Source organism: Xylella taiwanensis (assembly GCF_013177435.1).
In the GTDB taxonomy this organism is placed as follows: domain Bacteria; phylum Pseudomonadota; class Gammaproteobacteria; order Xanthomonadales; family Xanthomonadaceae; genus Xylella; species Xylella taiwanensis.
In genome coordinates, this window is sequence record NZ_CP053627.1 from 1,791,329 (window position 1) to 1,816,341 (window position 25,013).

Here is a 25,013-nt window from a genome sequence, read left to right on the forward strand (position 1 = left end):
AAGCACGTTGAAATTGCTGTGCTTGGTAAAGCATCGTGGATCGTCCAACCTGATGTAGTAGATCCATGATTGGGTCCATCTTCGATTTCATTGCAATCAGCTTCCATCAACGTTTAATCCTTTTAAATGTTTTAGCTGGAAGTCATTTGAAATGTCTTCTGTACTCCGCAAATCCTGAACTGTGGGGTAATCCAGTGATACCTAGGACTTTAGTTACATTTTCGGTGAGAGTAACAAATCATTGCATCAACATCCTCTAAGAAATGACCTTCAGCCCTGCGACCTAGGGTATAGCAAGCTGCAAGTGCTTTTGTCACCACATGATCGTGTTGAAATCGGGTGCCGGCCAATCCTCGCTTGGCAATCTCGACAGACTGTCTGCCAACCCAATGCTCCGATGTCGTGGCAGGCGAAATAAACACTGTAGCGTAAAGACAACACTGGATTGCCATCGCTATGCAGTGGTGACCGGGCACGCTTGCTGCCACCGCCCGGTAAACCATGCGGGCCTCCTTGTCCAGCCAGAGACTCTGCGGGCTTCGGGATTCCGGTGCTATGTTATCCACTGAGCAGTGCGTCGTTCGGGACTGCTTCTCTGCCAGCTTTGGCATATTCAGATCTGTTCGAACACAAACTTCCCAGTCCAGTAATGCGTATACCCGATGGGTATAACCAAGGCCATCAACAGCTAAAACCCATTAAAACATTCCATATCCAAATGTATCAACCATCTATTTCAGACTTTATTTGGTGAACGATAACACTCATGGAAATTAATTATTTTTTATGAGCACTTTTTTCAAGAAAATCAGATAGCACAATGAACTAATCTAAAATGATCTAGATCACCAATTACCAGAAAATCAAAGCCGTAACCAAATGCAAACAGCCTACATGCTGGCATCCATGATCCACTATTTATATACATGGCCTAAAAACTGCTCCCTTAAGTACGTTCACTCCACCAAAAAGAAAGCCCTCTGCAGAGGGCTTTCCTTGAATTGTTTTAACACCGGGATCCCAATCTGCAAGCATCACCATAAATCATGCGAAAGAAGGAGCCTGAGCAGTCTTTGTGCATTAACGCAACACCACGCGACCGTTGAATACACGCACGTAAGACTTCTCAGTGACACCACCCAGATCGGCTTGGTTGATCACGATCACGCGGCCATCGTCCATGCGCACTTGGATATCATAGCTGTCTCCGGTGACGTTGTTCTGGATCGTGTTGCCCGCTAAGGCGCCGGCAGCAGCCCCGCCCAATGTGGACAGATTTTGGTTGCCCTTACTTCCCCCAGTCTTCTTGGAAATCTGGCGCCCAGCTACTGCGCCGACAACGCCACCGATCATGGCACCGATACCCGTCGGAGCAGTGCGGTTCGACTGCACCACACTGATTCGGGTGACAACACCACAATCATTGCAACGCTGTTGGTTGTAGCCGCCGCGATACCCAGTGCCGTAGCCAAAGCCAGCGGTGCTGCAGCCAGTCACCGTAACAGTGGCAATCAGAGCAAAGGTCAGGACACGTATGTTCATTGTCAGTTCTCCATATCAAATAAAACGGCCTAACCGCCCAACGATCCTCCCCACAGAAAGATGAACGGAATGTAAATCAGAACAAATGTGGATGGTGACGGTTAGGTGAAGTGGCGCAAGCATCTCGAGCACGTGTATTTGTCACGGTGGGTCGGTTCAGTCAAGCAGCGTGCGATTCGTGCATTACCTGTATCAGCAGTAGTGTAACGAGTATAACTGGCCCAGCACCACACGCGAAACAGAACGTGATATCGGTATGATTACATCGGGTACAACATTCTTTAGTCCCATACAGCACACCCTCAATACCTTTTTTTCGCATAGATAGTCATCTCTCCAGAAATATGGAGCAGGAAGATATAGCAAGCAGTCTTTGCAGGATTAAGCAGCAAGCTCATGCGGTGAATCGATAGATTGGCCGCTAAAACCAATATCCGAACACACAGATGTTCTCCAGAGTAGCGGAATCGATTGAGACTGCTCCGCAGAGGGTGTAGCTCTTGGTGGAGCGGAGACCAGCCAGACACCTTAACAACTACCATGCCAATCTCAGTGGCGAGACTGTATGCACATCCAAGGTCAGAAACACCGAATTGGTGGCTCAGCACATGCTAACGAACCATCAGTCCGGTGAGCAGGATATGCTGCGGGACGCTGTCTGTCCTGAGACATGATGAGCAGTGCTCGGATTTCACAGGACTATCAAATCATTCAAATATATGTAATCACCAAAAGCGCACTCCGGTAAGCAGGTACGCCATTTATCCCCAACGCTTGATCCGTAGGCGGTGACACATGCCAGAGCCATCAATACAGGACACTTCAAACGAACAAGAGATGAAGTGAACGGCACACATTGGCTGCAATTGGGATTGCTCTGTACACATTCGCCGAGATGTGAAGCTTTGTAGCAACGGCGTTGGGATACAACATGTGAGTCCTATGTTGTTCAAGACACTGATCGAACACAAGCAACCTCGGAATAAAAGTTCTCCATTCAGCACTAAGTCGTGACAGGCACCCACTTAGGGATGGAGTGCTGCTGCCGCAATAAAGGACCTGTGCAGTTCCAAAGACGCTTCATGCCAACAACTGAACTGGCCAGATTGCTCAGCTCCAAAAAAACCTAAAGCCAACATGGAAAGCGGTATCGAACGATACTATGTCGCCCGCTGGGATCAAATAAGCAAGTCATAAAAAAACGTTGAAATGAGGAAATATCTCAATAGACATGTATTAAAAACATTTAACGGGTTGGTTTGCAAAAATTTAATATCAGGATTCATAACACCCTTTAGAGGGGGAACCGAGTGGTAGATATACAGGACAGGGAAATAAATGATGCAATGGATAAACACTGGGGTGAGCGCTTCTCCGGTATTGATCGGCTATATGGCCTTGGCACGGTTGCAAGGCTGTCGAAGTGTCGTGTAGCAGTAATCGGCATGGGTGGAGTCGGTTCGTGGATCGTCGAGGCACTCGCACGCTCGGCTGTTGGCCACATGAATTTGATTGATGCGGACGATATCTGTATCTCCAATACCAATCGCCAGCTACCGGCACTGATAGGCCAGTACGGCCGAAACAAAGCGCATGCGATGGCTGAACGTTGCCGTGCAATTAATCCAATGATCAACGTGTCAGCAACGGAGGTATTTTTGACAGTGGCCAACATGGAAACACTGCTAGGGCAAGATTTCAATCTGATTATTGATGCTTCCGACAGCTTTCGGATCAAAGTTGAGGCCATCGCTTGGTGTCGGCACCATAAACGACCGTTGATCACCATTGGCGCCGCCGGAGGACGTACTGAACCGACTTTAGTGCGGGTACGCGACATTTCTCGAACGGAACACGACACGATGCTCGCTTTGATCCGCAAGAAGTTGCGTAGTGAGTTCAATTTCCCTAGGAATCCGAAACGATATTTTGGTGTGCCTGCAGTATATTCGCTGGAGAATGTGAAGTATCCGCAAGCTGACGGTAGTGTATGCGGAGTGCGTCCGCCATTAAGGGCCAACGCAGCACTGAAATTAGACTGCAACGCCAGCTTGGGCGCAGCGACTCACGTCACTGGTGCATTTGCCTTCGCTGCAACCGGCAAAGCAATTGAGATGTTGCTCAAGCTAAAGAAAATAAATGCGTAAGCTGAACAAGGCTCACATGCGGGCTGTAGCCAAAACATTCCACTCAGTTTAGTCATCAGGTTCTTGGAGATTATTGCCTACTAAAGAGTGATACAACCTCACTCCACAAAAGAAAACAACCATGCATTGCGCTACATTTACTGAGGCACACCAGCGAAAACTTCAATCTCTCCATGTATGAAGACGAACATAAAACACAATCAGTTCATCACAGAGCAGGTCATCCCGATAAAAACTCAGGCTTCACACGCCGAATCTTTCATTGCCTCAATACAACATGCATGCGTCGATGAATCACAGGGCCTCAGGAAAAACGGTGTTATTGAAAACTTCAACAACAAGTGGCGCAACCAATACCTCAATGAATACAGGTTCATATTGCTACTGCAGTTCTTCCAAATCATTGCCAAATGACAATACGATGAGAACAAAATCTGATCAAAATAAGTAGTGATCAAATGTTAACCAGCACCTGAATATGCCCCACTTTGATAGGTAATGAGCCACTTAGATTTGACACATCTGGATGGGATGCGGAGATCTGTAAGAACAAGAGATACAAGCTCTTTATTTATCCTTGATTCAAAAGCTCTCTGGATGGATCGGTAACAAAACACAAGTGCAATCAAGCCAAAATACACCGCCAGCAACACGACCGCATTGCAATGAGCCGATATCGACTCACTAAAACTCAAGAACGAAAAAGGTCGGCAGCACTACAGCACTACCGACAGTCCTAACTTCTTTGGAAAGCAACGCTGAAATGCAAGGCATTATTGCGGCTTAAGCTTGGCCGCCAGATCAACTTCAATACCCATTTCAATACAAATCACTCAATACATCCACACGCAACATACTATGCAAACCAAAGGTCTGACCAAGGTTGGTGGTTCCTTTCTCACTCACACTTTAATTTGGCCTGCACTACACAAAGCGATTGAAATCCAAGTTCAGAATGCACGCGAAAACTTATATTTACCAAGTCTGCCATGTAGCAGCAGATGTACACCTTGCCATCCAAACGGTGAAACTTGATGAACATTTTACTTTGCATCCAGAAATATAAAGGAGCCCAGGATTCATGCTGGACTCCTTTGAGGAATTGCACAATTACGATCTGAATAGCGCAACCCAGGCGCTGCCCATAAGAGCACTTGCCGTACCTACAGCCGCACCCAGCGGGCCAAAGAGTATATAGCCAACGGTCGCACCCGCAGTAACGCCAACAGCAACATTTTCAACAAACTCCATGTCGGCACCGTCGACAGATTCGATTTCGTGGATTTCAAGTTCACGCATTGGATTACTTAACTCCTTAATATTAATAGCAGTAAGCTGATAAATTAGAACAAATTCAGAATAACACCGGTGATGCCACCAACCACTGTACCTACAACAGCGCCTGGTACATTGCCAATAAGACCACCGGCATACCCACCAGCTGAGGCACCGGTCAAGAAGGCCGAAGTCCAGCCCTGACCATCCACTTCTACAGCTTCTTCAAACGTTAACTCTCTCATTTCTCCACTCCTTAAACATTGAAATGCACACCCCCCGTGTGCGAGGGCCGAGATATCCAACCACCGGCTTCTTGTTTCCTCACAATGCTGCAGTCATTGGCTGAATGCAGTTCCTTCTTCAAGAGACTTATTAATATCAGCTCTTTGCGTCAATTATGTGACAAATATCAATTAATTTTCGTGTCGAATTTCAAAATATATATTGCCACTTCCCCCATCGGGAATCATCTGCCTTCTTGCCATCATCTAATACGACATCGCATTCATGATCCGATTTTCGCCATAAAAGTCAGCGTCAGAATAACCCCAAGGTGTCTGTATCTGATGATCCCGCTCTCCCTTTGGGTCACTTCGATAAGCGCTGTAGCATTCACAAACGACCATGCCCCTATCGTATCCATCCAAAAATGCAGTTTATTGGATATAAAAACAGCATGATTCCAATTTCTGCAGCGACTGGCCAAGTGATTTGTACTAGGAGGATCTATGTCACGTAAAGCATCCCCCTGTAAGGCAAGGGAATAGCTACGTTCAAACGGCGCAGCATAATAACCCCACAGAAGGATGAGTCAGTCCTCAAATGCCGATGCGCACAATTTATATGTGCTACTGAGATAGCCATACGTTTGGATGATGCTCGATCTGAGCATCACATGTACGTGTTGCAAGACATTAACTGAAGCAATTAAGTCAAAATAAGTGGGATCGGCAAAATAAGATTAAAGATACAGACAGTAATGCTGGAAAAGGCCATAGGGTTATTACCTGCCGTTGCAAAAGCATGGTTCTTGATCCCCGCTACAAAGTTCAATGTATATTCCGACTGATTTTTATCGATGAAGTCATATACAACTACTGACAGATAAGTTGGCCGATCGATCAATGGGAACCATCTATAGGTTGCCTGCACGGTGCTGAGTGTCGCCCAGCACTGTGCACACAATGGGATTTGAGTCAGCGCGTTCCGTACAGAACGACGGTTTTGCCACGCGCATGCAACAGCCCATCCGCTTGCAACTTCTTCAGCACACGTCCAGCCATCTCACGCGAGCACCCAACCAGACGCGCCAGTTCCTGGCGTGATACCCGCAACTGAGTCCCCTGAGGATGACTCATTGCCTCCGGATCGCGAGCCAGATCATGTAAGGTGCGCAAGATCCGATCGCCCACATCCAAGAAGGCCAGACGACTGGCCTTGCGAGTAGTAAGCAATAAACGCTTGGACAATTGCATGCCTATCGCATACAAAATCCGCGGCGCATCACTCACTAGGCTTCCCTGCAACAGTTGGTGCAAACGCTCATAACTCACCTCAGCCAATTCACACTGAGTCCGGGTACGCAAGATGACTTCACGAGCATCCGATTCAATGAACAAACCCATCTCACCCACAAACTCGCCTGCTCCGAAATAGCCAAGGACCAACTCTCGATGATTGTCTTCCTCCGCAATGATACTGATCGACCCACTGATGACGTAGTAAAGCGTTCCAGCAGGGTCACCCGGGCGGAACACATCCGTTCGGTTGGGGTAGCGGCGTCGATGACTGTGAGCCAAGAAGCGCTCGATCGCCGCATTGTCGAGAGCTAAAGGCGGAGTAGCGTTACGTACCGTTGTCACACTCGTAGTGTTCCCTATAGTCATATTAGGTCCGCATTCCAATCCGGATAAGCTTAGCGGTCTTTCTTGCCATGCGTAAACCATCGCTGGCAATGGCATTTCGCTGCTGAGAACTTTGCCGCATAATTTCTTCATTCTCTAGTCTCTCATCTGGGATAGACCACCGTGGTCAAGCCATTGCCTCGTCTGAGGTTGCAAGGATTCAACAACCTCACCAAGGCGCTGAGCTTCAACATCTACGACGTGTGCTATGCACGCACTGAAGAGGAGCGCCAGCGTTACATCGATTATATTGACGAACGCTATGACGCTGACCGTCTGACTCAGATCTTAACCGACGTGGCCGAGATTATCGGGGCTAATATCCTCAATATCGCCCGACAAGACTACGACCCCCAGGGAGCCTCAGTGACCATTCTGATCTCCGAAGAGCCTGTGATCGATAAAAAGCAAGCCGGCAAAGAGTTGATCTCCGATGCAGTGGTCGCACACATGGATAAGAGTCATATCACGGTTCATACCTATCCCGAGACCCATCCACAGGAGGGAATCGCGACTTTTCGTGCGGATATCGACGTAGCAACCTGCGGGGTCATCTCCCCACTCAAAGCCCTCAACTACTTGATCGAAAGCTTGGAATCGGACATCGTGATCATGGATTACCGTGTGCGTGGCTTCACGCGTGACGTGAAGGGAAAGAAGCATTTCATTGACCACAAGATCAATTCGATCCAAAACTTTCTTTCCAAAAACATCAAGTCACGCTACGAAATGTTCGATGTGAACGTCTACCAGGAGAATATCTTTCACACGAAAATGCATTTGAAAGACTTCGATCTGGATCAATATCTGTTTGAAGAAAAGGCCAGAAATCTTTCATTCAAGGAACGCATGAAAATCGAAGCATTGCTCAAACGTGAGATTGAGGAACTATTTCACGGACGCAATTTAGTCGAATAAGTGTTTGAAGACTTCGTGACAACCGTGACGAAACTTACTCGGCATATAAGCTATACAAAGAAGCTTTTAACCTGTGGAAGAGGTAAATCATCGAGTCAATGCGAAGCGCATCGGTACCCTCCTACGTCCATCTACGAGACCTATCGAACATAAGGGGGAACAAGATTAAGTCGCTTCATTAAGCTGAAAGAGCTTTAACCAATATATGATCAAGCGGAAAAAGACTAATGTGCATACCAGTCACGATCCAAACTCAAATTCGGTAAGCGACGATTCTCATAAAATGTGCGGCCCACGCCATTGCCACTGGAATCGGTGACGGCAACAAGCGTGCACCGGCTTGTTCAGCTTGTTCAGCATGGCGAGCCTCATCAGCCTTCATTACCCGGAGGATCTCACGACTACGAGTATCGACATCTGGGAAAGTCTGCAAGTGCTTATCCAAATGCGCCTCGACTTGACGCTCTGTCTCGACCACAAAGCCCAAACTCCACGGATCACCAACCAATCCAGCAAAAACACCCAACACATAGCTGCCAGCGTACCAGAGTGGATTGAACAAGCTTGGTCTGCTTTCCAATTCCTGCAATCGATCTGAGCACCAAGCCAAATGATCCGTTTCCTCCTGAGCCGCTTTCAGCAAGTGCTGACGCAATTCCTCCTTGCGTGCCACCGCAACCTGACCAAAGTACAGCCCCTGGGCACAGACCTCGCCGACATGGTTGATTCGCATTAGTCCAGCAGCATGTCGACGATCCTTGGGGGACAGTAACGGATTAGGGAGAGCATTGGCAGGACTGGGACGCTGCGCAACCGGATGACCGAAGACAACCTCCAACACACGCTGAGTCTCTATCAACAACGAGTCCAGATGGATGTGGCAGCGTGTCGAAAGATTAGTGTCCATGGCCAACATTGTCACAGCATCACTATTGTCTTGCCAACACGGTTAAAGGCACTTGCACATACACCAAGACTCAAGTAGGATTCGTGCACTAATTTTAACAACGCGTGGCAGAGTTCCCTCAAGTCCATCAGATGGAATGCGCTCGACAACCAATAAAAAGTTTTCTCAATGATTACGTTCACTGCCAAGAACGAGACTATCCAGCGGGACTGGTATCTCGTTGATGCCGAAGGCAAGACGCTCGGGCGTCTTGCGACACAATTGGCCCGCCGCCTACTGGGCAAGAACAAACCTGTCTACACTCCTCATGTTGATACTGGGGATTACTTGGTTGTGATTAATGCCGAGAAAATCGTTGTTACCGGTAAGAAACTCACCGATAAGCATTACCACCGTTTCACTGGCTATATAGGCAATCTTAAAAGTGAGAGCCTCGGTCAGGCGCTTCAACGCCATCCGGAGCGAGTGATTGAGATTGCCGTCAAAGGTATGCTTCCGAAGGGACCGCTGGGCCGCGCTATGTACCGCAAGCTTAAAGTCTACGCAGGTTCGGAGCATCCACACGCCGCACAGCAGCCGCAAGTTCTGGACATATAAATAATGCCTATCACGCAAAGCTACGGTACTGGTCGCCGTAAATCCTCCTCTGCACGCGTGTTTCTACGCAAAGGGTCCGGGCGCATCAGCGTCAATGGTCGTTCTCTGGATGAGTTCTTCGGGCGGGAAACCGCACGCATGATAGTCCGCCAGCCGCTTGAGTTAACCAAAAATACCGGAAACTTCGATATTTTAATCACTGCCACTGGGGGAGGTACCACTGGCCAAGCAGGTGCGATTCGTCTTGGTATTGCACGTGCATTAGTCGAGTATGATGCGTCTCTAAAACCTGAGTTACGCAAGGCTGGCTTCATGACTCGTGATGCCCGTGAAGTCGAACGCAAGAAAGTCGGTCTCCACAAAGCCCGCCGCGCCACGCAGTTTTCTAAGCGTTGATGCCATCGCCACAGTCGATCTGAACGGCTCTCTGTTTTCTGCAACGCTTATTCAGGTGAAGAATAAAAGCGGCACCTCACCTTATTTGAGGTGCCTTTTGAGGCGACTTAGTTTTAACCTCTATCATCTGAGAAGCACAGCTGAAGAACTTCTTTGACTGGGATCTTTGTAGTTACGCTCCCCATAACCTGTATATATTTGGCGTGGGCGGCTGATTTTCATCTCCGGGTCAACCTGCTGCTCTAGCCAATGCGAAACCCAGCCTGCGGTACGTGCAATGGCAAACATCACTGTAAACATTTCCAACGGAATGTTGAGAGCTTTGTAGATGATGCCCGAATAAAAATCAACGTTGGGGTACAGCTTGCGTTCCACGAAGTAATCGTCTTTCAGCACAGCCTCTTCCAACTTCAATGCTACTTCCAGTAGTGGATCGTGAACACCCAGCTCACTAAGGACCTTGTGAGTCATCTCACGAATGATTTTTGCACGCGGATCAAAATGTTTGTAGACACGATGGCCGAAACCCATCAAACGGAACGGAGAGTTCTTGTCCTTGGTTTTTGCTTTGGCAACAATAGAATCAACGTTCTTGGCATTTCCAATCTCCTCTAACATCTTTAACACGGCCTCGTTAGCACCACCGTGTGCTGGACCCCAGAGTGCGGCGATACCCGCAGCAACCGAGGCATAAGGATTAGCACCAGTCGAACCCACTAAGCGGACCGTTGATGTCGAAGCGTTCTGCTCATGGTCGGCATGCAAAATGAACAGCAACTCCAGAGCTTTGGCCACGACTGGATTCAGCTGCAGCGGTTCACTCGGCACTTCGAACATCATATGTAAAAAGCGCTCGACATAACCAAGATTGTTTCGTGGATAACGGATCGGCCAGCCGATCGAGTAGCGGTGGGCTGCTGCTGCGAGGGTTGGCACTTTGGCGATCAGACGAACTGCAGCTTGGCGACGTTGCTCAAGATCGTTCAAATCAAGGGTATCGTGGTAGAACGCCGACAGCGAAGCAACCGAAGCAGCCAACATAGCCATTGGATGCGCATCATAATGAAAACCGCCAAGAAAGTTCTTCAACGACTCGTGCATCATTGTGTGATGCGTGATTTCATGGTCAAACTTGGCAAATTCGTCTTTGCTCGGCAACTCACCGTTCATCAGCAAATAGGCTACCTCCAAAAAGTCGGAGTACTCGGCCAACTGCTCAATCGGATAACCACGGTACAACAGCACACCTTTGTCACCATCGATGTAAGTGATGGCCGATTTACAGCTTGCCGTTGCTGTAAAACCGGAGTCGTAAGTGAACAGTCCTGTTTCCTTTGTTAACTTCGCAATATCGACGCAACCATTACCTAACGTGGGTTTCAACACCGGCAAAACGAGAGAAGTCTCACCAGCATTGAGGGTGACCTTATCAAGATCGGACACAGAGTGGGCTCCTTACAATGGAAAGACGCCCACACGGCAAACCGTACGGGCGGTTGTTAGATATTCAAGAATAGTTCACTGGAGCTATGAGAAACATCCATCAAGGAGATTGATGCAAACACAGCACCTTAGTAGTTGAGCGCTTATAGATCTGCGTCTTGGCTTATCCTTAAAACGTTTACGCAACCTGCACAATCGAAAAACGACATGACCAAAACTGGTTAACTCAACGTGCGTAACGCTTTTTAAACTTATCGATACGACCACTTGTATCGACAATTTTATGCTTACCTGTATAAAACGGATGCGAGGCCGAAGATATTTCAACCTTGATCAACGGGTATTCCCGCCCGTCTTCCCACAAAATAGTTTCCTTAGTATTCATGGTGGAACGGGTGAGAAACTTGAAATTGGAAGTCACATCATGAAAGACGACTTCACGATAAATTGGATGGATGTCGGGCTTCATAGCTCACACCGTATAGAGCTGCTGAACAAGCTTGGAAGTGTAGGCATGCAAACATCAGAAATGCAAGTAAGAGTAGCGCTACTTGCAGCAGCGAGAAGCTTTGCGCTGACGATAACACCTTAATTATTAACTATGTTTTAGGAACAAAGTAAGAGGTTTCAAATCTCAGTACTCGCAACTCGCCACTGTGGTACCTCACAGTGCAACACACCATATGGCCAATACGGCTTTAACGCGCTGAGGTTGAACACGATTACGCAGTTTCTGATCTCGCCCCATGCGCTCAACCTGATGAAGCGTAATACAGACGCCCCCCCCCCCACAAACAGCTACCAACAGAATACCCCCGTGGTTTTGGTAAGCAGCAAACATCTGCAATCAATCAGCTCATATAGTTCCAATTCCGTTGCTACAGCACACCCACGGAAAATAGTTAAGCCACTACCACGAGCCAAGTGAAGCATTCTTAACTCATCCGCGTGTTTTCCTATGTTTGGTCACAGAGTCTGATATCACGAAAACACAGGCGGAAGAACGATAAAGTTGCAGCTAAAAATCTCAGCTTGAACAGCAATTTGTTTCATGAAGTAGCAGACTCCGAACACACTGAACGGGAATACTACTGTAATCATCAACAACGAGAGGAGAGGCCACTGCTGTGACAATACGGACATCCTTCCCCAAATTGTTTATGTCTCACTCAGCCAGACACCTGCGTAGCACGCTGCTGATTCAGGGTAAGAGCAACGTTGTTACGCAAATAGACTGGCTCCACTGCTTCTGGAGCAAGACCCTCGCCACGTATCAACGCAGGTATGGCCAAGTCCAAGATATCAACCGCGTGTGGCATAGCAAGCGCATCGGCAGCTGCCAACCGCGACGCCAGCCGCTGCTTTAGCAAGCCATGGCTAGCACCAAGGCCAGTGCCGACTGCATGCCAATCATGATCGTTCCCCAACAATACGATGCTATCCGGTGCGCAAACACTCTCTGGACCACTCGGCACTAATATGCCGTCACATCGCACGAAAATTGCGGAATACACTTCACCCATGCGAGCATCAATGCTCGCCAGCACACGCGGCGCCTCAGGTGCGGCACGCATGGCAAGCACTTGCAGAGTAGAGACCGGCAATAACGGACGATCCAAAGCCAACGCTATTCCCTGGGCCAGACTGATTGCCAGACGCACCCCAGTGAAGGCACCGGGACCACATCCAAGTGCAATCGCATCAAGCTGTCGGCGGCTGATGCCCGCCTCAGCTAAGAGTTGCTCAGCCCATGGCAACACGAGTTCAGAGTGGCGGCGAGGTGCAACCTCAAAGCGCTCCAGAACACACCCATCAACCTGCACGGCCACCGAACATGCCTCAGTGGACGTTTCGAAGGCAAGCAGCTTCATGAGAAACACGACACCTTAACTAATCATGTAAGCTTAACATCAACGTCCAAGTATCCCAGGGTCTAAAAGCAGAACAGCACAAGAAGTCAAAAACTCCAATCAGTGGCTTGTTTTAACTTTAAGTAGTGAACCACCCTCCCCCAAGTCGAACCCAACAATGTCATCATTCACTGGAACTGGTGATGTAACGACTGCCGCCGCCGCCCACACACAGCAATGGCAGCTAGCCTTCTCCCACAGTCAACTCTTTAGCTCCCCCACCCGCACAACTAGAAAAGTTACCCCCCCTTATACAGCACTACAGTCTCAGGCAAATCAAACAACTCCTTCGGCAACTCCTTGAACATGCTCGCGAACCTCTCCAAAAATGTAGTCATCGCCGAGCTACGTCGCCACACCATCGCGATTCGCCGGCTCGGCTGTTTGTCCAAGGGGAAATTAATCAGACGCATACTGTCAGAACATACTACAGGTGGTTTGACTGAGAGCAATGGCAGCAGCGTGATGCCAACATTAGCAACTACCATCTGTCGCAAAGTCTCCAAGCTGGTAGCCTGGAACTCCGACTTCTCCGATGCACCAGTCATATTGCACACATCTAACGCCTGCTCACGCAGACAGTGGCCATCTTGCAGCAGCAGCAACCGTTCATCGGCTAACTCATCCAGGGTCATCAAGCGACGCGTAGCCAGCGGATGCCCCTCCGGGACTGCCAACACGAATGGTTCCTCAAACAAAAACTCGGTGTGCAATTGCTCATCATTTAACGGCAGTGCTAGCAATGCTGCATCCAACTTACCCTCACGCAACCGTATCAGCAACTCGTCACTTTTCTCCTCGATCAGCAACAGTTCCAATTGTGGAAAACGATACCTGATACTCGGCACTACATGTGGCAACAAATACGGACCGAGCGTTGGGAAAATACCCAAACGCACAGCACCGGCCTCCGGATCACGGCTGCGCCGCGCCGCTTCCTTCATCTCCTCTACCTCAGCAACAATATTACGCGCACGGATCGCCGCTTCATGCCCAGCCGGAGTCATCATGACCTTACGTGGCGCACGCTCGACTAACGACACGCCGAGCTCGTCCTCCAACTTCTTGATTTGGGTAGATAACGTCGGCTGACTGACAAAACATGCAGTTGCAGCACGGCCAAAGTGCTTGTAATCGGCCAGAGCAATCAGATATTTCAAGTCACGCAGGTTCATAAAGCCAAACCTCGCGGCAAGGGAGCGAATTTAAGTCCACACTTGGTATTTCAACAACACTTAAGACTACGCAAAATAAAGTTAAGCCGCTGTACTGCATTGGCTCAAGCTGCCTGAGCAATCCCCGTAGTCCCAACCACATTGGTACGGATCAGATAATCGAAAGCACTCAACGCGGCTTTGGATCCCTCGCCCATCGCAATGACAATCTGCTTATACGGCACCGTAGTAGCGTCACCAGCAGCGAATACACCCGGCATGCTGGTCTGACCACGTTCATCAATCACGATTTCGCCACGGAGAGACAACTCCACCGCACCCTTCAACCACTCGGTATTCGGTAACAAACCGATCTGCACAAACACGCCTTCCAATGTCAATGTAAAGCTCCCACCAGTGCTGCGATCAACGTAGACCAAGCCAGTGACCTTCTTTCCATCACCAGACACCGCGGTGGTCTGGGCACCCGTAATAATTTCCACATTCGACATGCTGCGTAACTTACGTTGCAATACTTCGTCGGCACGCAGCTTGGTATCGAACTCAAGCAACGTGACATAGGCGGCAATCCCAGCCAAATCGATCGCCGCCTCCACTCCCGAATTACCACCACCAATCACCGCGACTCGCTTACCCTTAAACAACGGTCCATCGCAATGCGGACAATAAGCCACTCCCTTGTTGCGGTATTCATCCTCACCAGGCACGTTCATCTGCCGCCAGCGTGCACCCGTGCAAAGAATCACGGTGCGGCTGCTCAGCGAAACACCACTGGCCAATCCAACCTCAATAAGGCCGTTTTCTCCAGCCGGCACCAATGTCTCGGCATGCTGCAAGTTCATGATATCGACCTCATACTGGCGCACGTGCTGCTCCAAGGCCACGGCCATTCTCGGGCCATCGGTTTCCGGCACAGATATGAAGTTCTCGATCGTCATGGTATCCAGCACTTGTCCACCAAAGCGCTCAGCAACCAAACCAGTCCGGATTCCCTTACGCGCAGCATACACCGCCGCTGCCGCACCAGCCGGGCCGCCACCAACCACCAGTACGTCGAAGGCAGCCTTAGCTTGGATAGTCTCGGCTTCGCGCTTGGCCGCACCAATATCAAGCTTGGCGACAATCTGTTCCAATGTCATACGCCCCTGATCAAACAGCTCACCATTCAAGTACACCGTTGGCACCGACATAATCTGGCGTGCCTCGACCTCGTCCTGGAACAGTGCGCCGTCAATAGCTACATGCTCGATCCGCGGGTTCAATACCGCAGCCATATTCAGTGCCTGCACCACATCCGGACAACTCTGACAAGACACTGAAAAATAGGTCTCAAAGCAATAATGACCATCCAGGCTGCGCACCCGCTCGATTAGATCGTCCGTGACTTTAGGAGGATGCCCACCAACCTGCAGCAATCCAAGCACCAATGAAGCAAACTCGTGCCCCATCGGTAAACCAGCAAAGCGCATCGAAATGTCCTCACCTGGCGTACCCAACGCAAAGGAGGGCTTACGTTGATCATCGTCACGCTGCACCTCCAAAACGACCTTGTCCGAGAGCAGTACAATATTTTCGAGTAGCTCGAGCATCTCACGTGACTTCTGGCTCTCGTCAACAGAGGCATGAATATGGATGGGACGAATCACCCGATCCAAATAGGCTTTAAGCTGGGTCTTTAAACTTTCATCAAACATAACTATCTCCTGGTGAGGAGGATTAAAAGCGAACAGCATCGCTGCGCTGCACATCGCCGAGCGGCGTAAAAAAAGGAATGCAATAGCCAATACGTACCTGGACGTAAGACTGTGACGAAACAAGCAAGCAGGAGTAACTTTTTTAATTCACCCCCGGCCTGATTATGGGCCGAGGATGCCTATCGGTTCAGATCTTACCGACCAGATCTAGCGACGGCGCTAGGGTTTTTTCGCCTTCTTGCCACTTGGCTGGGCAGACTTCACCCGGATGGTTGGCGACATAGATCGCGGCTTTGACCTTGCGCAAAAGTTCCTTTGCATCACGGCCGATACCCTCAGCGGTAATCTCCACTGACTGAATCACGCCCTGCGGATCAATGATAAAGGTACCACGGTCAGCCAAACCACTTGGACGCAACACATTAAAATTCCGGCTGATTTCATGCGTCGGATCGCCAATCATCGGATACTTGATCTTACCAATCGCCGGCGAAATATCGTGCCAAGCCTTATGCGAGAAATGGGTATCTGTCGAAACCGAATAGATCTCAACACCCTGCTTCTGGAATTCCTCGTAATGATCAGCCAAATCTTCCAGTTCAGTCGGACAGACAAAAGTAAAGTCCGCAGGATAAAACACAAGCACAGACCACTTGCCCTTGAGGATAGCATCTGAGACTTCAATGAACTGGCCATTTTTGTAAGCAGTCGACTTGAATGAAAGTATTTCAGTGTTAAGAACAGACATTTAATGTTTCCTCTTGCTAAGCGGAAGCCATAGAACTCAGAAGGACGTGTAGCTTAAGCATCCTTTAATGATTCATCAAATCAATTAATTAAATTAAATTGATAGATTTAAAAAAATAAATTTAACCGTCTACACCACCTTAATGCCTTGTGTTACCCACTCCCCGGGTACACACAAGCATCGATCCATACCTAGGCAAATAACCTGATCGCACAGCGAATCACCGAGTAACAAGCCGAGATTCCTCCTTAATGAAATCTCGGCTTTTGTTGCCCTTACTTAGCAATGACCTCGTGCACATCTAAAAACCCAGTTGCCAAGATGCAAACATTGCGCAACCTAAACAATCGCATTGATGCGGCCATATCACCAAACCACAGTGCTATACAATTGATTAAAACTCCCGTATGCACGGCCACAGGTAGTAGAGGGAACCGCTCCCCACACCCCAAGGAGCTACACTCACCACTGATAACCCACCCCCGCACCTACGCCCGCTTGACTACGGGTATTCGTGGTACCACTGAACTTGAACACCCAATGCCCGCTATCAGAAACCGCTGAAACACCCACCGCAATGGCCGACTGTCCCTGGTAACTACTAACGCCCAGAGAAGCCATGCCTCGTCCCGGAACATAAGCCTGCGGGAGGTTTGCCGTCGCAATCGCTGCCGCCACGCCCCCATTACCATCCCTACGAAGATTCCCCACCATTCCATCAGTGTACTGTTTGGCGGTGATGACCCCCTGATTGAGTTGGCCCAGATTGACTGCATCAGTTTCAGTAGTTGCCGGAGCCACATTTGTCACCTGCCTCTGAGAACCCGCCGATCCCATCGAAACAGTGTTTGGACGGTCAGCCACTGAATTGGCACCAATTGCAACCGCATTGTTAGCAGACACGTTGGCATTGTTACCCATCGCAACACCATCGACACCCGAAGCTGTGGCATCGGTGCCAATTGCCATTGCATTGAGCGCAATCCCTTTAGAACTTGAACTTTTGCTGTTGTTGATCTTAAAGACATTCTGAATATCACTGAGACCTTGCATCTTGTCATCCGTGTAATGATTGACCTGCTGGGCCACGTAATCCAGCTGACGCAAGTTCACCGCATCCGTCGCTTCCTTAGCATCAGCGACATTGCTGATCGTGCGAGTTTCCCCCTTGGTAGCATCACCCAGCGAAACGGTTCCCACCGTCTTGTTCTCTACACCTGAATATTTCCCGATGTAATTCTCCGCGCCACGCCCGCCATCCTTCGCACCAGTACCCAACACCACGCTGCCATCAGCACTGGCACTCGCATTACGACCCATCGCCACGGAGCCTTTTCCACTGCCCATAGCACCAGCCCCCACTACTACCGCGCCTTCACCCGATGCCTGCGTACCCACACCAGCCGCTACAGACCCAATGCCCGTCGCACCATCGCCATCGTAGTTGCCTCCCGGAGTACCTCCATCATTCGTACTGTAATAGTGGGCTGGCTTGACACTCACATTCGCTACTGCATGCTTCAGTTGGGCAAAGTTGACCGCATCCGTGTCTGCCATAGCCGCTGCAACATTAATGATCTTTTGATTACCGGCATTAATGCCCGTATTGGTAACCGATGGACCACCCATAATCACTAATCCCGTCAAACCCAGCGCCACGTCACTCCCGACCTTCACGCCATCGTTGTTCATCACGGTGTTACCCGCCGTCACCCCATCCACCTTGAAGTCCTTAGACAGGTTGAACACCACATCGTTGCTGTCACTGGACTTGCTGATCGTCAGGTTCCCATCGGTGTTCTTCAGATCCACCGTCGCGCCCGCCGCCACCTTGCTTGCGTTGGCACCGGACACCGTCAGGTTCCAACCTTTGCCGACGCTCTCGCTGATCGACTTCAACTGACTAAAGTTGACCGCATCCGTCTCTTCTGTCCCTGCCGCAACATGGGTGATCTTTTGGCTACCAGCATCGATACCGGTAAGTGTGATTGACGGCCCACCAACAATCTCTAACCCAACGGCATTAAGAACAACAGCATCACCAATCTTCACACCATCGCCATTAACGATAGTCCTGGTAACCGTACTCTCACCATCCGCTAAGGTCTTTATCGATGAACTCGATGAACGGCCAGTAATCACTAACCCCGTCGAATCCAACGACAAACCAGTGCCCACCTTCACACCATCATCGTTCACCACTGTGCTACCCACCGTCACACTGTTCTCTTTAAGATCCTTGGACAGGTTGAACACCACATCATTGCTGTCACTGGTTTTGCTGATCGTCAGGTTCCCATCGGTGTTCTTCAGGTCCACCGTCGCACCAGACACCACCTTGCTCGTATTAGCACCGGCAGCCGTCAGATTCCAACCTTTGTCGACACTCTCACTGATCGACTTCAACTGACCCATATTCGGCACATCCGTCTCTGCCGTACCGGGCGCCACACCACTGATCTTGCCGCCATCGTTGATCTGCACCTTGCCAAATTGCGGGGACTCCGCCAGCTGAAGGTGTAACGTCCCTGTCGCCGCATCCACCACGCTCTTCAGGTTCGCCCCCGAATAGCTCCCAGCGGTACTGCTCTCCCCACTGATCGCCAAAGTCTGACCCAGGGTCCGCGCCACCGAACCTTCGTTCCCAGTGAACGTCATCGGCTGATTGGCTTGCGCTTGAACAGCACTCAGCTGCGATCCGTTGACCGCCTCCGTCGAGGTCGCAGATACCTCGCCCGCGGCCACATGGCTAATCACCTTGCCGCCAGCATCAATCCCGCTGCCCGTCACTGAAGGACCATTGGCAATCGTCAGCCCCGTCTTACCTAGCGCCACATCGCTGCCTACCTGCACTCCATCGTTGTTCACTACCGTGGTCCCCGCCGTCACTCCATCCACTTTGAAGTCTTTGGACAGGTTGAACACCACATCATTGCTGTCACTGGTTTTGCTGATCGTCAGGTTCCCATCGGTGTTCTTCAGGTCCACCGTCGCACCAGACACCACCTTGCTCGTATTAGCACCGGCAGCCGTCAGATTCCAACCTTTGTCGACACTCTCACTGATCGACTTCAACTGACCCATATTCGGCACATCCGTCTCTGCCGTACCGGGCGCCACACCACTGATCTTGCCACCATCGTTGATCTGCACCTTGCCAAATTGCGGGGACTCCGCCAGCTGAAGGTGTAACGTCCCTGTCGCCGCATCCACCACGCTCTTCAGGTTCGCCCCCGAATAGCTCCCAGCGGTACTGCTCTCCCCACTGATCGCCAAAGTCTGACCCAGGGTCCGCGCCACCGAACCTTCGTTCCCGGCGAACGTCATCGGCTGATTGGCTTGCGCTTGAACAGCACTCAGCTGCGATCCGTTGACCGCCTCCGTCGAGGTCGCAGATACCTCGCCCGCGGCCACATGGCTAATCACCTTGCCGCCAGCATCAATCCCGCTGCCCGTCACTGAAGGACCATTGGCAATCGTCAGCCCCGTCTTACCTAGCGCCACATCGCTGCCTACCTGCACTCCATCGTTGTTCACTACCGTGGTCCCCGCCGTCACTCCATCCACTTTGAAGTCTTTGGACAGGTTGAACACCACATCATTGCTGTCACTGGTTTTGCTGATCGTCAGGTTCCCATCGGTGTTCTTCAGGTCCACCGTCGCACCAGACACCACCTTGCTCGTATTAGCACCGGCAGCCGTCAGATTCCAACCTTTGTCGACACTCTCACTGATCGACTTCAACTGACCCATATTCGGCACATCCGTCTCTGCCGTACCGGGCGCCACACCACTGATCTTGCCACCATCGTTGATCTGCACCTTGCCAAATTGCGGGGACTCCGCCAGCTGAAGGTGTAACGTCCCTGTCGCCGCATCCACCACGCTCTTCAGGTTCGCCCCCGAATAGCTCCCAGCGGTACTGCTCTCCCCACTGATCGCCAAAGTCTGACCCAGGGTCCGCGCCACCGAACCTTCGTTCCCAGTGAACGTCATCGGCTGATTGGCTTGCGCTTGAACAGCACTCAGCTGCGATCCGTTGACCGCCTCCGTCGAGGTCGCAGATACCTCGCCCGCGGCCACATGGCTAATCACCTTGCCGCCAGCATCAATCCCGCTGCCCGTCACTGAAGGACCATTGGCAATCGTCAGCCCCGTCTTACCTAGCGCCACATCGCTGCCTACCTGCACTCCATCGTTGTTCACTACCGTGGTCCCCGCCGTCACTCCATCCACTTTGAAGTCTTTGGACAGGTTGAACACCACATCATTGCTGTCACTGGTTTTGCTGATCGTCAGGTTCCCATCGGTGTTCTTCAGGTCCACCGTCGCACCAGACACCACCTTGCTCGTATTAGCACCGGCAGCCGTCAGATTCCAACCTTTGTCGACACTCTCACTGATCGACTTCAACTGACCCATATTCGGCACATCCGTCTCTGCCGTACCGGGCGCCACACCACTGATCTTGCCACCATCGTTGATCTGCACCTTGCCAAATTGCGGGGACTCCGCCAGCTGAAGGTGTAACGTCCCTGTCGCCGCATCCACCACGCTCTTCAGGTTCGCCCCCGAATAGCTCCCAGCGGTACTGCTCTCCCCACTGATCGCCAAAGTCTGACCCAGGGTCCGCGCCACCGAACCTTCGTTCCCGGCGAACGTCATCGGCTGATTGGCTTGCGCTTGAACAGCACTCAGCTGCGATCCGTTGACCGCCTCCGTCGAGGTCGCAGATACCTCGCCCGCGGCCACATGGCTAATCACCTTGCCGCCAGCATCAATCCCGCTGCCCGTCACTGAAGGACCATTGGCAATCGTCAGCCCCGTCTTACCTAGCGCCACATCGCTGCCTACCTGCACTCCATCGTTGTTCACTACCGTGGTCCCCGCCGTCACTCCATCCACTTTGAAGTCTTTGGACAGGTTGAACACCACATCATTGCTGTCACTGGTTTTGCTGATCGTCAGGTTCCCATCGGTGTTCTTCAGGTCCACCGTCGCACCAGACACCACCTTGCTCGTATTAGCACCGGCAGCCGTCAGATTCCAACCTTTGTCGACACTCTCACTGATCGACTTCAACTGACCCATATTCGGCACATCCGTCTCTGCCGTACCGGGCGCCACACCACTGATCTTGCCGCCATCGTTGATCTGCACCTTGCCAAATTGCGGGGACTCCGCCAGCTGAAGGTGTAACGTCCCTGTCGCCGCATCCACCACGCTCTTCAGGTTCGCCCCCGAATAGCTCCCAGCGGTACTGCTCTCCCCACTGATCGCCAAAGTCTGACCCAGGGTCCGCGCCACCGAACCTTCGTTCCCGGTGAACGTCATCGGCTGATTGGCTTGCGCTTGAACAGCACTCAACTGCGATCCGTTGACCGCCTCCGTCGAGGTCGCAGATACCTCGCCCGCGGCCACATGGCTAATCACCTTGCCGCCAGCATCAATCCCGCTGCCCGTCACTGAAGGACCATTGGCAATCGTCAGCCCCGTCTTACCTAGCGCCACATCGCTGCCTACCTGCACTCCATCGTTGTTCACTACCGTGGTCCCCGCCGTCACTCCATCCACTTTGAAGTCTTTGGACAGGTTGAACACCACATCATTGCTGTCACTGGTTTTGCTGATCGTCAGGTTCCCATCGGTGTTCTTCAGGTCCACCGTCGCACCAGACACCACCTTGCTCGTATTAGCACCGGCAGCCGTCAGATTCCAACCTTTGTCGACACTCTCACTGATCGACTTCAACTGACCCATATTCGGCACATCCGTCTCTGCCGTACCGGGCGCCACACCACTGATCTTGCCGCCATCGTTGATCTGCACCTTGCCAAATTGCGGGGACTCCGCCAGCTGAAGGTGTAACGTCCCTGTCGCCGCATCCACCACGCTCTTCAGGTTCGCCCCCGAATAGCTCCCAGCGGTACTGCTCTCCCCACTGATCGCCAAAGTCTGACCCAGGGTCCGCGCCACCGAACCTTCGTTCCCGGTGAACGTCATCGGCTGATTGGCTTGCGCTTGAACAGCACTCAACTGCGATCCGTTGACCGCCTCCGTCGAGGTCGCAGATACCTCGCCCGCGGCCACATGGCTAATCACCTTGCCGCCAGCATCAATCCCGCTGCCCGTCACTGAAGGACCATTGGCAATCGTCAGCCCCGTCTTACCTAGCGCCACATCGCTGCCTACCTGCACTCCATCGTTGTTCACTACCGTGGTCCCCGCCGTCACTCCATCCACTTTGAAGTCTTTGGACAGGTTGAACACCACATCATTGCTGTCACTGGTTTTGCTGATCGTCAGGTTCCCATCGGTGTTCTTCAGGTCCACCGTCGCCCCCGCCGCCACCTTGCTGGTGTTAGCACCAGACGCCGCCAGGTTCCAACCTTTGTCAACAGTCTCGCTGATCGACTTCAGCTGACTAAAATTGACCGCATCCGTCTCTTCTGTACCTGCCGCAACATGGGTGATCTTTTGACTGCCAGCATCAATCCCGCTGCCCGTCACCGAGGGGCCATTGGCAATCGTCAGCCCCGTCTTACCTAGCGCCACATCGCTGCCTACCTGCACTCCATCGTTGTTCACTACCGTGGTCCCCGCCGTCACTCCATCCACTTTGAAGTCTTTGGACAGGTTGAACACCACATCATTGCTGTCACTGGTTTTGCTGATCGTCAGGTTCCCATCGGTGTTCTTCAGGTCCACCGTCGCGCCCGCCGCCACCTTGCTGGTGTTAGCACCAGACGCCGTCAGGTTCCAACCTTTGTCAACAGTCTCGCTGATCGACTTCAACTGACCCATATTCGGCACATCCGTCTCTGCCGTACCGGGCGCCACACCACTGATCTTGCCGCCATCGTTGATCTGCACCTTGCCAAATTGCGGGGACTCCGCCAGCTGAAGGTGTAACGTCCCTGTCGCCGCATCCACCACGCTCTTCAGGTTCGCCCCCGAATAGCTCCCAGCGGTACTGCTCTCCCCACTGATCACCAAAGTCTGACCCAGGGTCCGCGCCACCGAACCTTCGTTCCCAGTGAACGTCATCGGCTGATTGGCTTGCGCTTGAACAGCACTCAGCTGCGATCCGTTGACCGCCTCCGTCGAGGTCGCAGATACCTCGCCCGCGGCCACATGGCTAATCACCTTGCCGCCAGCATCAATCCCGCTGCCCGTCACTGAAGGGCCATTGGCAATCGCTAGCCCTATCTCATCTAGCGTCACATTGCTGCCGAACGCCATCCCATCCGTGTTAAGCAAAGTATTACCAACGGTCAGGGTTCCAATCTTGACATCTTTGGCCAAATTGAACGCCACATCATTACTTCCGATCGCTTTGGTAATCGTCAGGTTCTTATCGGTGTTCTTCAGGTCCACCGAACTTCCTGGAGCCACTTTGCCACTATTGACACCAGAAGCCGTGAGGTTCCAGCCTTTACTGGCAATCTCGTCAACGACTTTAAGCTGGGCGACATTCACTGCATCGGTCATTGATGTGCCTGCTGCCAGACCTGAAAGCTGACGTGTCTTAATAGTGGTACCAGACACATCACCGATGCTGACTGCTGACAGTGTGCTTTTCCACGTGGCGGAAACATCCGTTGAGGTCGTTTTTGTTCCTGGGTCGTACCCTGCAAGACCCTTGCCAGTAGAAGCAACCGAGTTCAGCCCCAATGCCACCGCTCCATCTGTCACAGTAACAAGACTACCTCCACCTACCGCAACGCCACCATTTACCGCCGATGTGTTAGCGCCGATGGCAACCGAAAAAGAACCCGTATTCGCCGTTGCCCCAGAACCTACGGCAACGGCGTCCACGGCACTCGCCGTCGTCTTCGCACCAATCGCGATCGCACGTGCACCACTGGCCTGGGTTGCCAAGCTCGCTTTTGTTGCGTCAGCCGCACTGCTCTGCGACGAGCCAATGGCAATTGCGTTTGCTCCCACCGCAGCATTCATTGTTGCCACACTGCCCATACGGAGGGAATACGTTTTATTTAAAACATCATTGATGCCGACCTGACCTCCATTTACATATAAAACCCCACCAAGCACAAGACTTCTCGATGCTCCTCCCTGGTCGCCAGCAGCTGTCGAAGAACCGAAGAAACGAGTGTAAAGCGTCACGTTCCACGGGTCTTCATTACACTGGCTAGAAACTTTCGCCTCAATACTTGAGCCTCCGGTATCAACGATCCTCTGGCATGCCCCATCAAGGCCATCATTGATATAAACTTGTGCGGTGGCTTTTTCGGCATATGGAATTGCCAGCGTAAGCGCTGTAAATAAAATGCTCCGCAGTGGTCCCTTCACATGTTCTTTAGCACTATACCGAGCTATCACCGCCATCCTCC

16 protein-coding genes are annotated in these 25,013 nt (G+C 51.4%); 4 read left to right on the top strand and 12 right to left on the bottom strand.

Annotated elements, in window-relative coordinates; translation table 11 throughout:
* Positions 1 to 1,080 precede the first annotated feature (1,080 nt).
* Positions 1,081 to 1,542 (bottom strand): glycine zipper 2TM domain-containing protein, encoded by a 462-nt coding sequence (locus PLS229_RS07750; protein WP_038272652.1) that lies wholly within the window; start codon positions 1,540 to 1,542, stop codon positions 1,081 to 1,083.
* A 1,346-nt stretch (positions 1,543 to 2,888) separates the two neighbouring features.
* Between PLS229_RS07750 and PLS229_RS07755 the strand changes: the two genes are divergently transcribed.
* Positions 2,889 to 3,689, top strand: a complete 801-nt coding sequence (locus PLS229_RS07755; RefSeq protein WP_038272649.1) for a tRNA threonylcarbamoyladenosine dehydratase — start codon at positions 2,889 to 2,891, stop codon at positions 3,687 to 3,689.
* 1,110 nt (positions 3,690 to 4,799) lie between these two features.
* Here the strand turns inward: PLS229_RS07755 and PLS229_RS07760 are convergent.
* The 3 genes from PLS229_RS07760 to crp all read right to left on the bottom strand — a co-directional run bounded on the left by PLS229_RS07760 (position 4,800) and on the right by crp (position 6,853).
* Positions 4,800 to 4,988 carry a hypothetical protein gene (locus PLS229_RS07760; RefSeq protein WP_038272642.1) on the bottom strand — a complete coding sequence of 63 codons (189 nt, stop codon included), beginning with the start codon at positions 4,986 to 4,988 and terminating at the stop codon, positions 4,800 to 4,802.
* A 44-nt stretch (positions 4,989 to 5,032) separates the two neighbouring features.
* Entirely contained in the window at positions 5,033 to 5,209 is a 177-nt protein-coding gene (locus PLS229_RS12300) for a Blp family class II bacteriocin (RefSeq protein WP_230428225.1), read from the bottom strand.
* Positions 5,210 to 6,163: 954 nt separating this feature from the next.
* Positions 6,164 to 6,853 carry a cAMP-activated global transcriptional regulator CRP gene (gene crp, locus PLS229_RS07770; RefSeq protein ID WP_038272640.1) on the bottom strand — a complete coding sequence of 230 codons (690 nt, stop codon included), beginning with the start codon at positions 6,851 to 6,853 and terminating at the stop codon, positions 6,164 to 6,166.
* A 141-nt stretch (positions 6,854 to 6,994) separates the two neighbouring features.
* On the opposite strand from crp, the gene speD reads away from it, so the two are divergent.
* Positions 6,995 to 7,789: an adenosylmethionine decarboxylase gene (gene speD / locus PLS229_RS07775; RefSeq protein WP_038272638.1), complete on the top strand. Its 795-nt coding sequence runs from the start codon at positions 6,995 to 6,997 to the stop codon at positions 7,787 to 7,789.
* 253 nt (positions 7,790 to 8,042) lie between these two features.
* On the opposite strand, the gene coq7 is transcribed toward speD, so the two are convergent.
* Positions 8,043 to 8,696, bottom strand: coding sequence for a 2-polyprenyl-3-methyl-6-methoxy-1,4-benzoquinone monooxygenase (gene coq7, locus PLS229_RS07780; RefSeq protein WP_038272659.1), 654 nt, complete (start codon positions 8,694 to 8,696; stop codon positions 8,043 to 8,045).
* A gap of 168 nt (positions 8,697 to 8,864) precedes the next feature.
* Between coq7 and rplM the strand changes: the two genes are divergently transcribed.
* Both rplM and rpsI read left to right on the top strand, forming a co-directional pair.
* On the top strand, positions 8,865 to 9,293 hold the full coding sequence (rplM, locus tag PLS229_RS07785; protein ID WP_038272637.1) for a 50S ribosomal protein L13: 429 nt from the start codon (positions 8,865 to 8,867) through the stop codon (positions 9,291 to 9,293).
* Positions 9,294 to 9,296: 3 nt separating this feature from the next.
* Entirely contained in the window at positions 9,297 to 9,689 is a 393-nt protein-coding gene (rpsI, locus tag PLS229_RS07790) for a 30S ribosomal protein S9 (RefSeq protein ID WP_038272635.1), read from the top strand.
* A 123-nt stretch (positions 9,690 to 9,812) separates the two neighbouring features.
* Here the strand turns inward: rpsI and PLS229_RS07795 are convergent, their stop codons facing one another.
* From PLS229_RS07795 to PLS229_RS07825, 7 genes are all read right to left on the bottom strand, one after another.
* A complete protein-coding gene (locus PLS229_RS07795; protein ID WP_038272633.1) occupies positions 9,813 to 11,132 on the bottom strand; it encodes a citrate synthase in 1,320 nt (439 codons plus the stop codon).
* 226 nt (positions 11,133 to 11,358) lie between these two features.
* The gene (locus PLS229_RS07800; protein WP_038272630.1) at positions 11,359 to 11,601 is read right to left on the bottom strand and encodes a type B 50S ribosomal protein L31; all 243 of its coding nucleotides are present in this window, start codon (positions 11,599 to 11,601) and stop codon (positions 11,359 to 11,361) included.
* Between the two features lie 700 nt (positions 11,602 to 12,301).
* Complete coding sequence (tsaB, locus tag PLS229_RS07805; RefSeq protein ID WP_038272628.1) at positions 12,302 to 13,003, bottom strand: tRNA (adenosine(37)-N6)-threonylcarbamoyltransferase complex dimerization subunit type 1 TsaB; 702 nt, start codon at positions 13,001 to 13,003, stop codon at positions 12,302 to 12,304.
* A gap of 278 nt (positions 13,004 to 13,281) precedes the next feature.
* Entirely contained in the window at positions 13,282 to 14,217 is a 936-nt protein-coding gene (locus tag PLS229_RS07810; protein ID WP_038272625.1) for a LysR substrate-binding domain-containing protein, read from the bottom strand.
* Positions 14,218 to 14,321: 104 nt separating this feature from the next.
* Positions 14,322 to 15,911 carry an alkyl hydroperoxide reductase subunit F gene (ahpF, locus tag PLS229_RS07815; RefSeq protein ID WP_038272622.1) on the bottom strand — a complete coding sequence of 530 codons (1,590 nt, stop codon included), beginning with the start codon at positions 15,909 to 15,911 and terminating at the stop codon, positions 14,322 to 14,324.
* A gap of 187 nt (positions 15,912 to 16,098) precedes the next feature.
* Complete coding sequence (gene ahpC, locus PLS229_RS07820) at positions 16,099 to 16,659, bottom strand: alkyl hydroperoxide reductase subunit C (RefSeq protein ID WP_038272620.1); 561 nt, start codon at positions 16,657 to 16,659, stop codon at positions 16,099 to 16,101.
* 462 nt (positions 16,660 to 17,121) lie between these two features.
* Positions 17,122 to 25,008 carry a YadA-like family protein gene (locus PLS229_RS07825; RefSeq protein WP_171898087.1) on the bottom strand — a complete coding sequence of 2,629 codons (7,887 nt, stop codon included), beginning with the start codon at positions 25,006 to 25,008 and terminating at the stop codon, positions 17,122 to 17,124.
* Between the last annotated feature and the right edge of the window lie 5 nt (positions 25,009 to 25,013).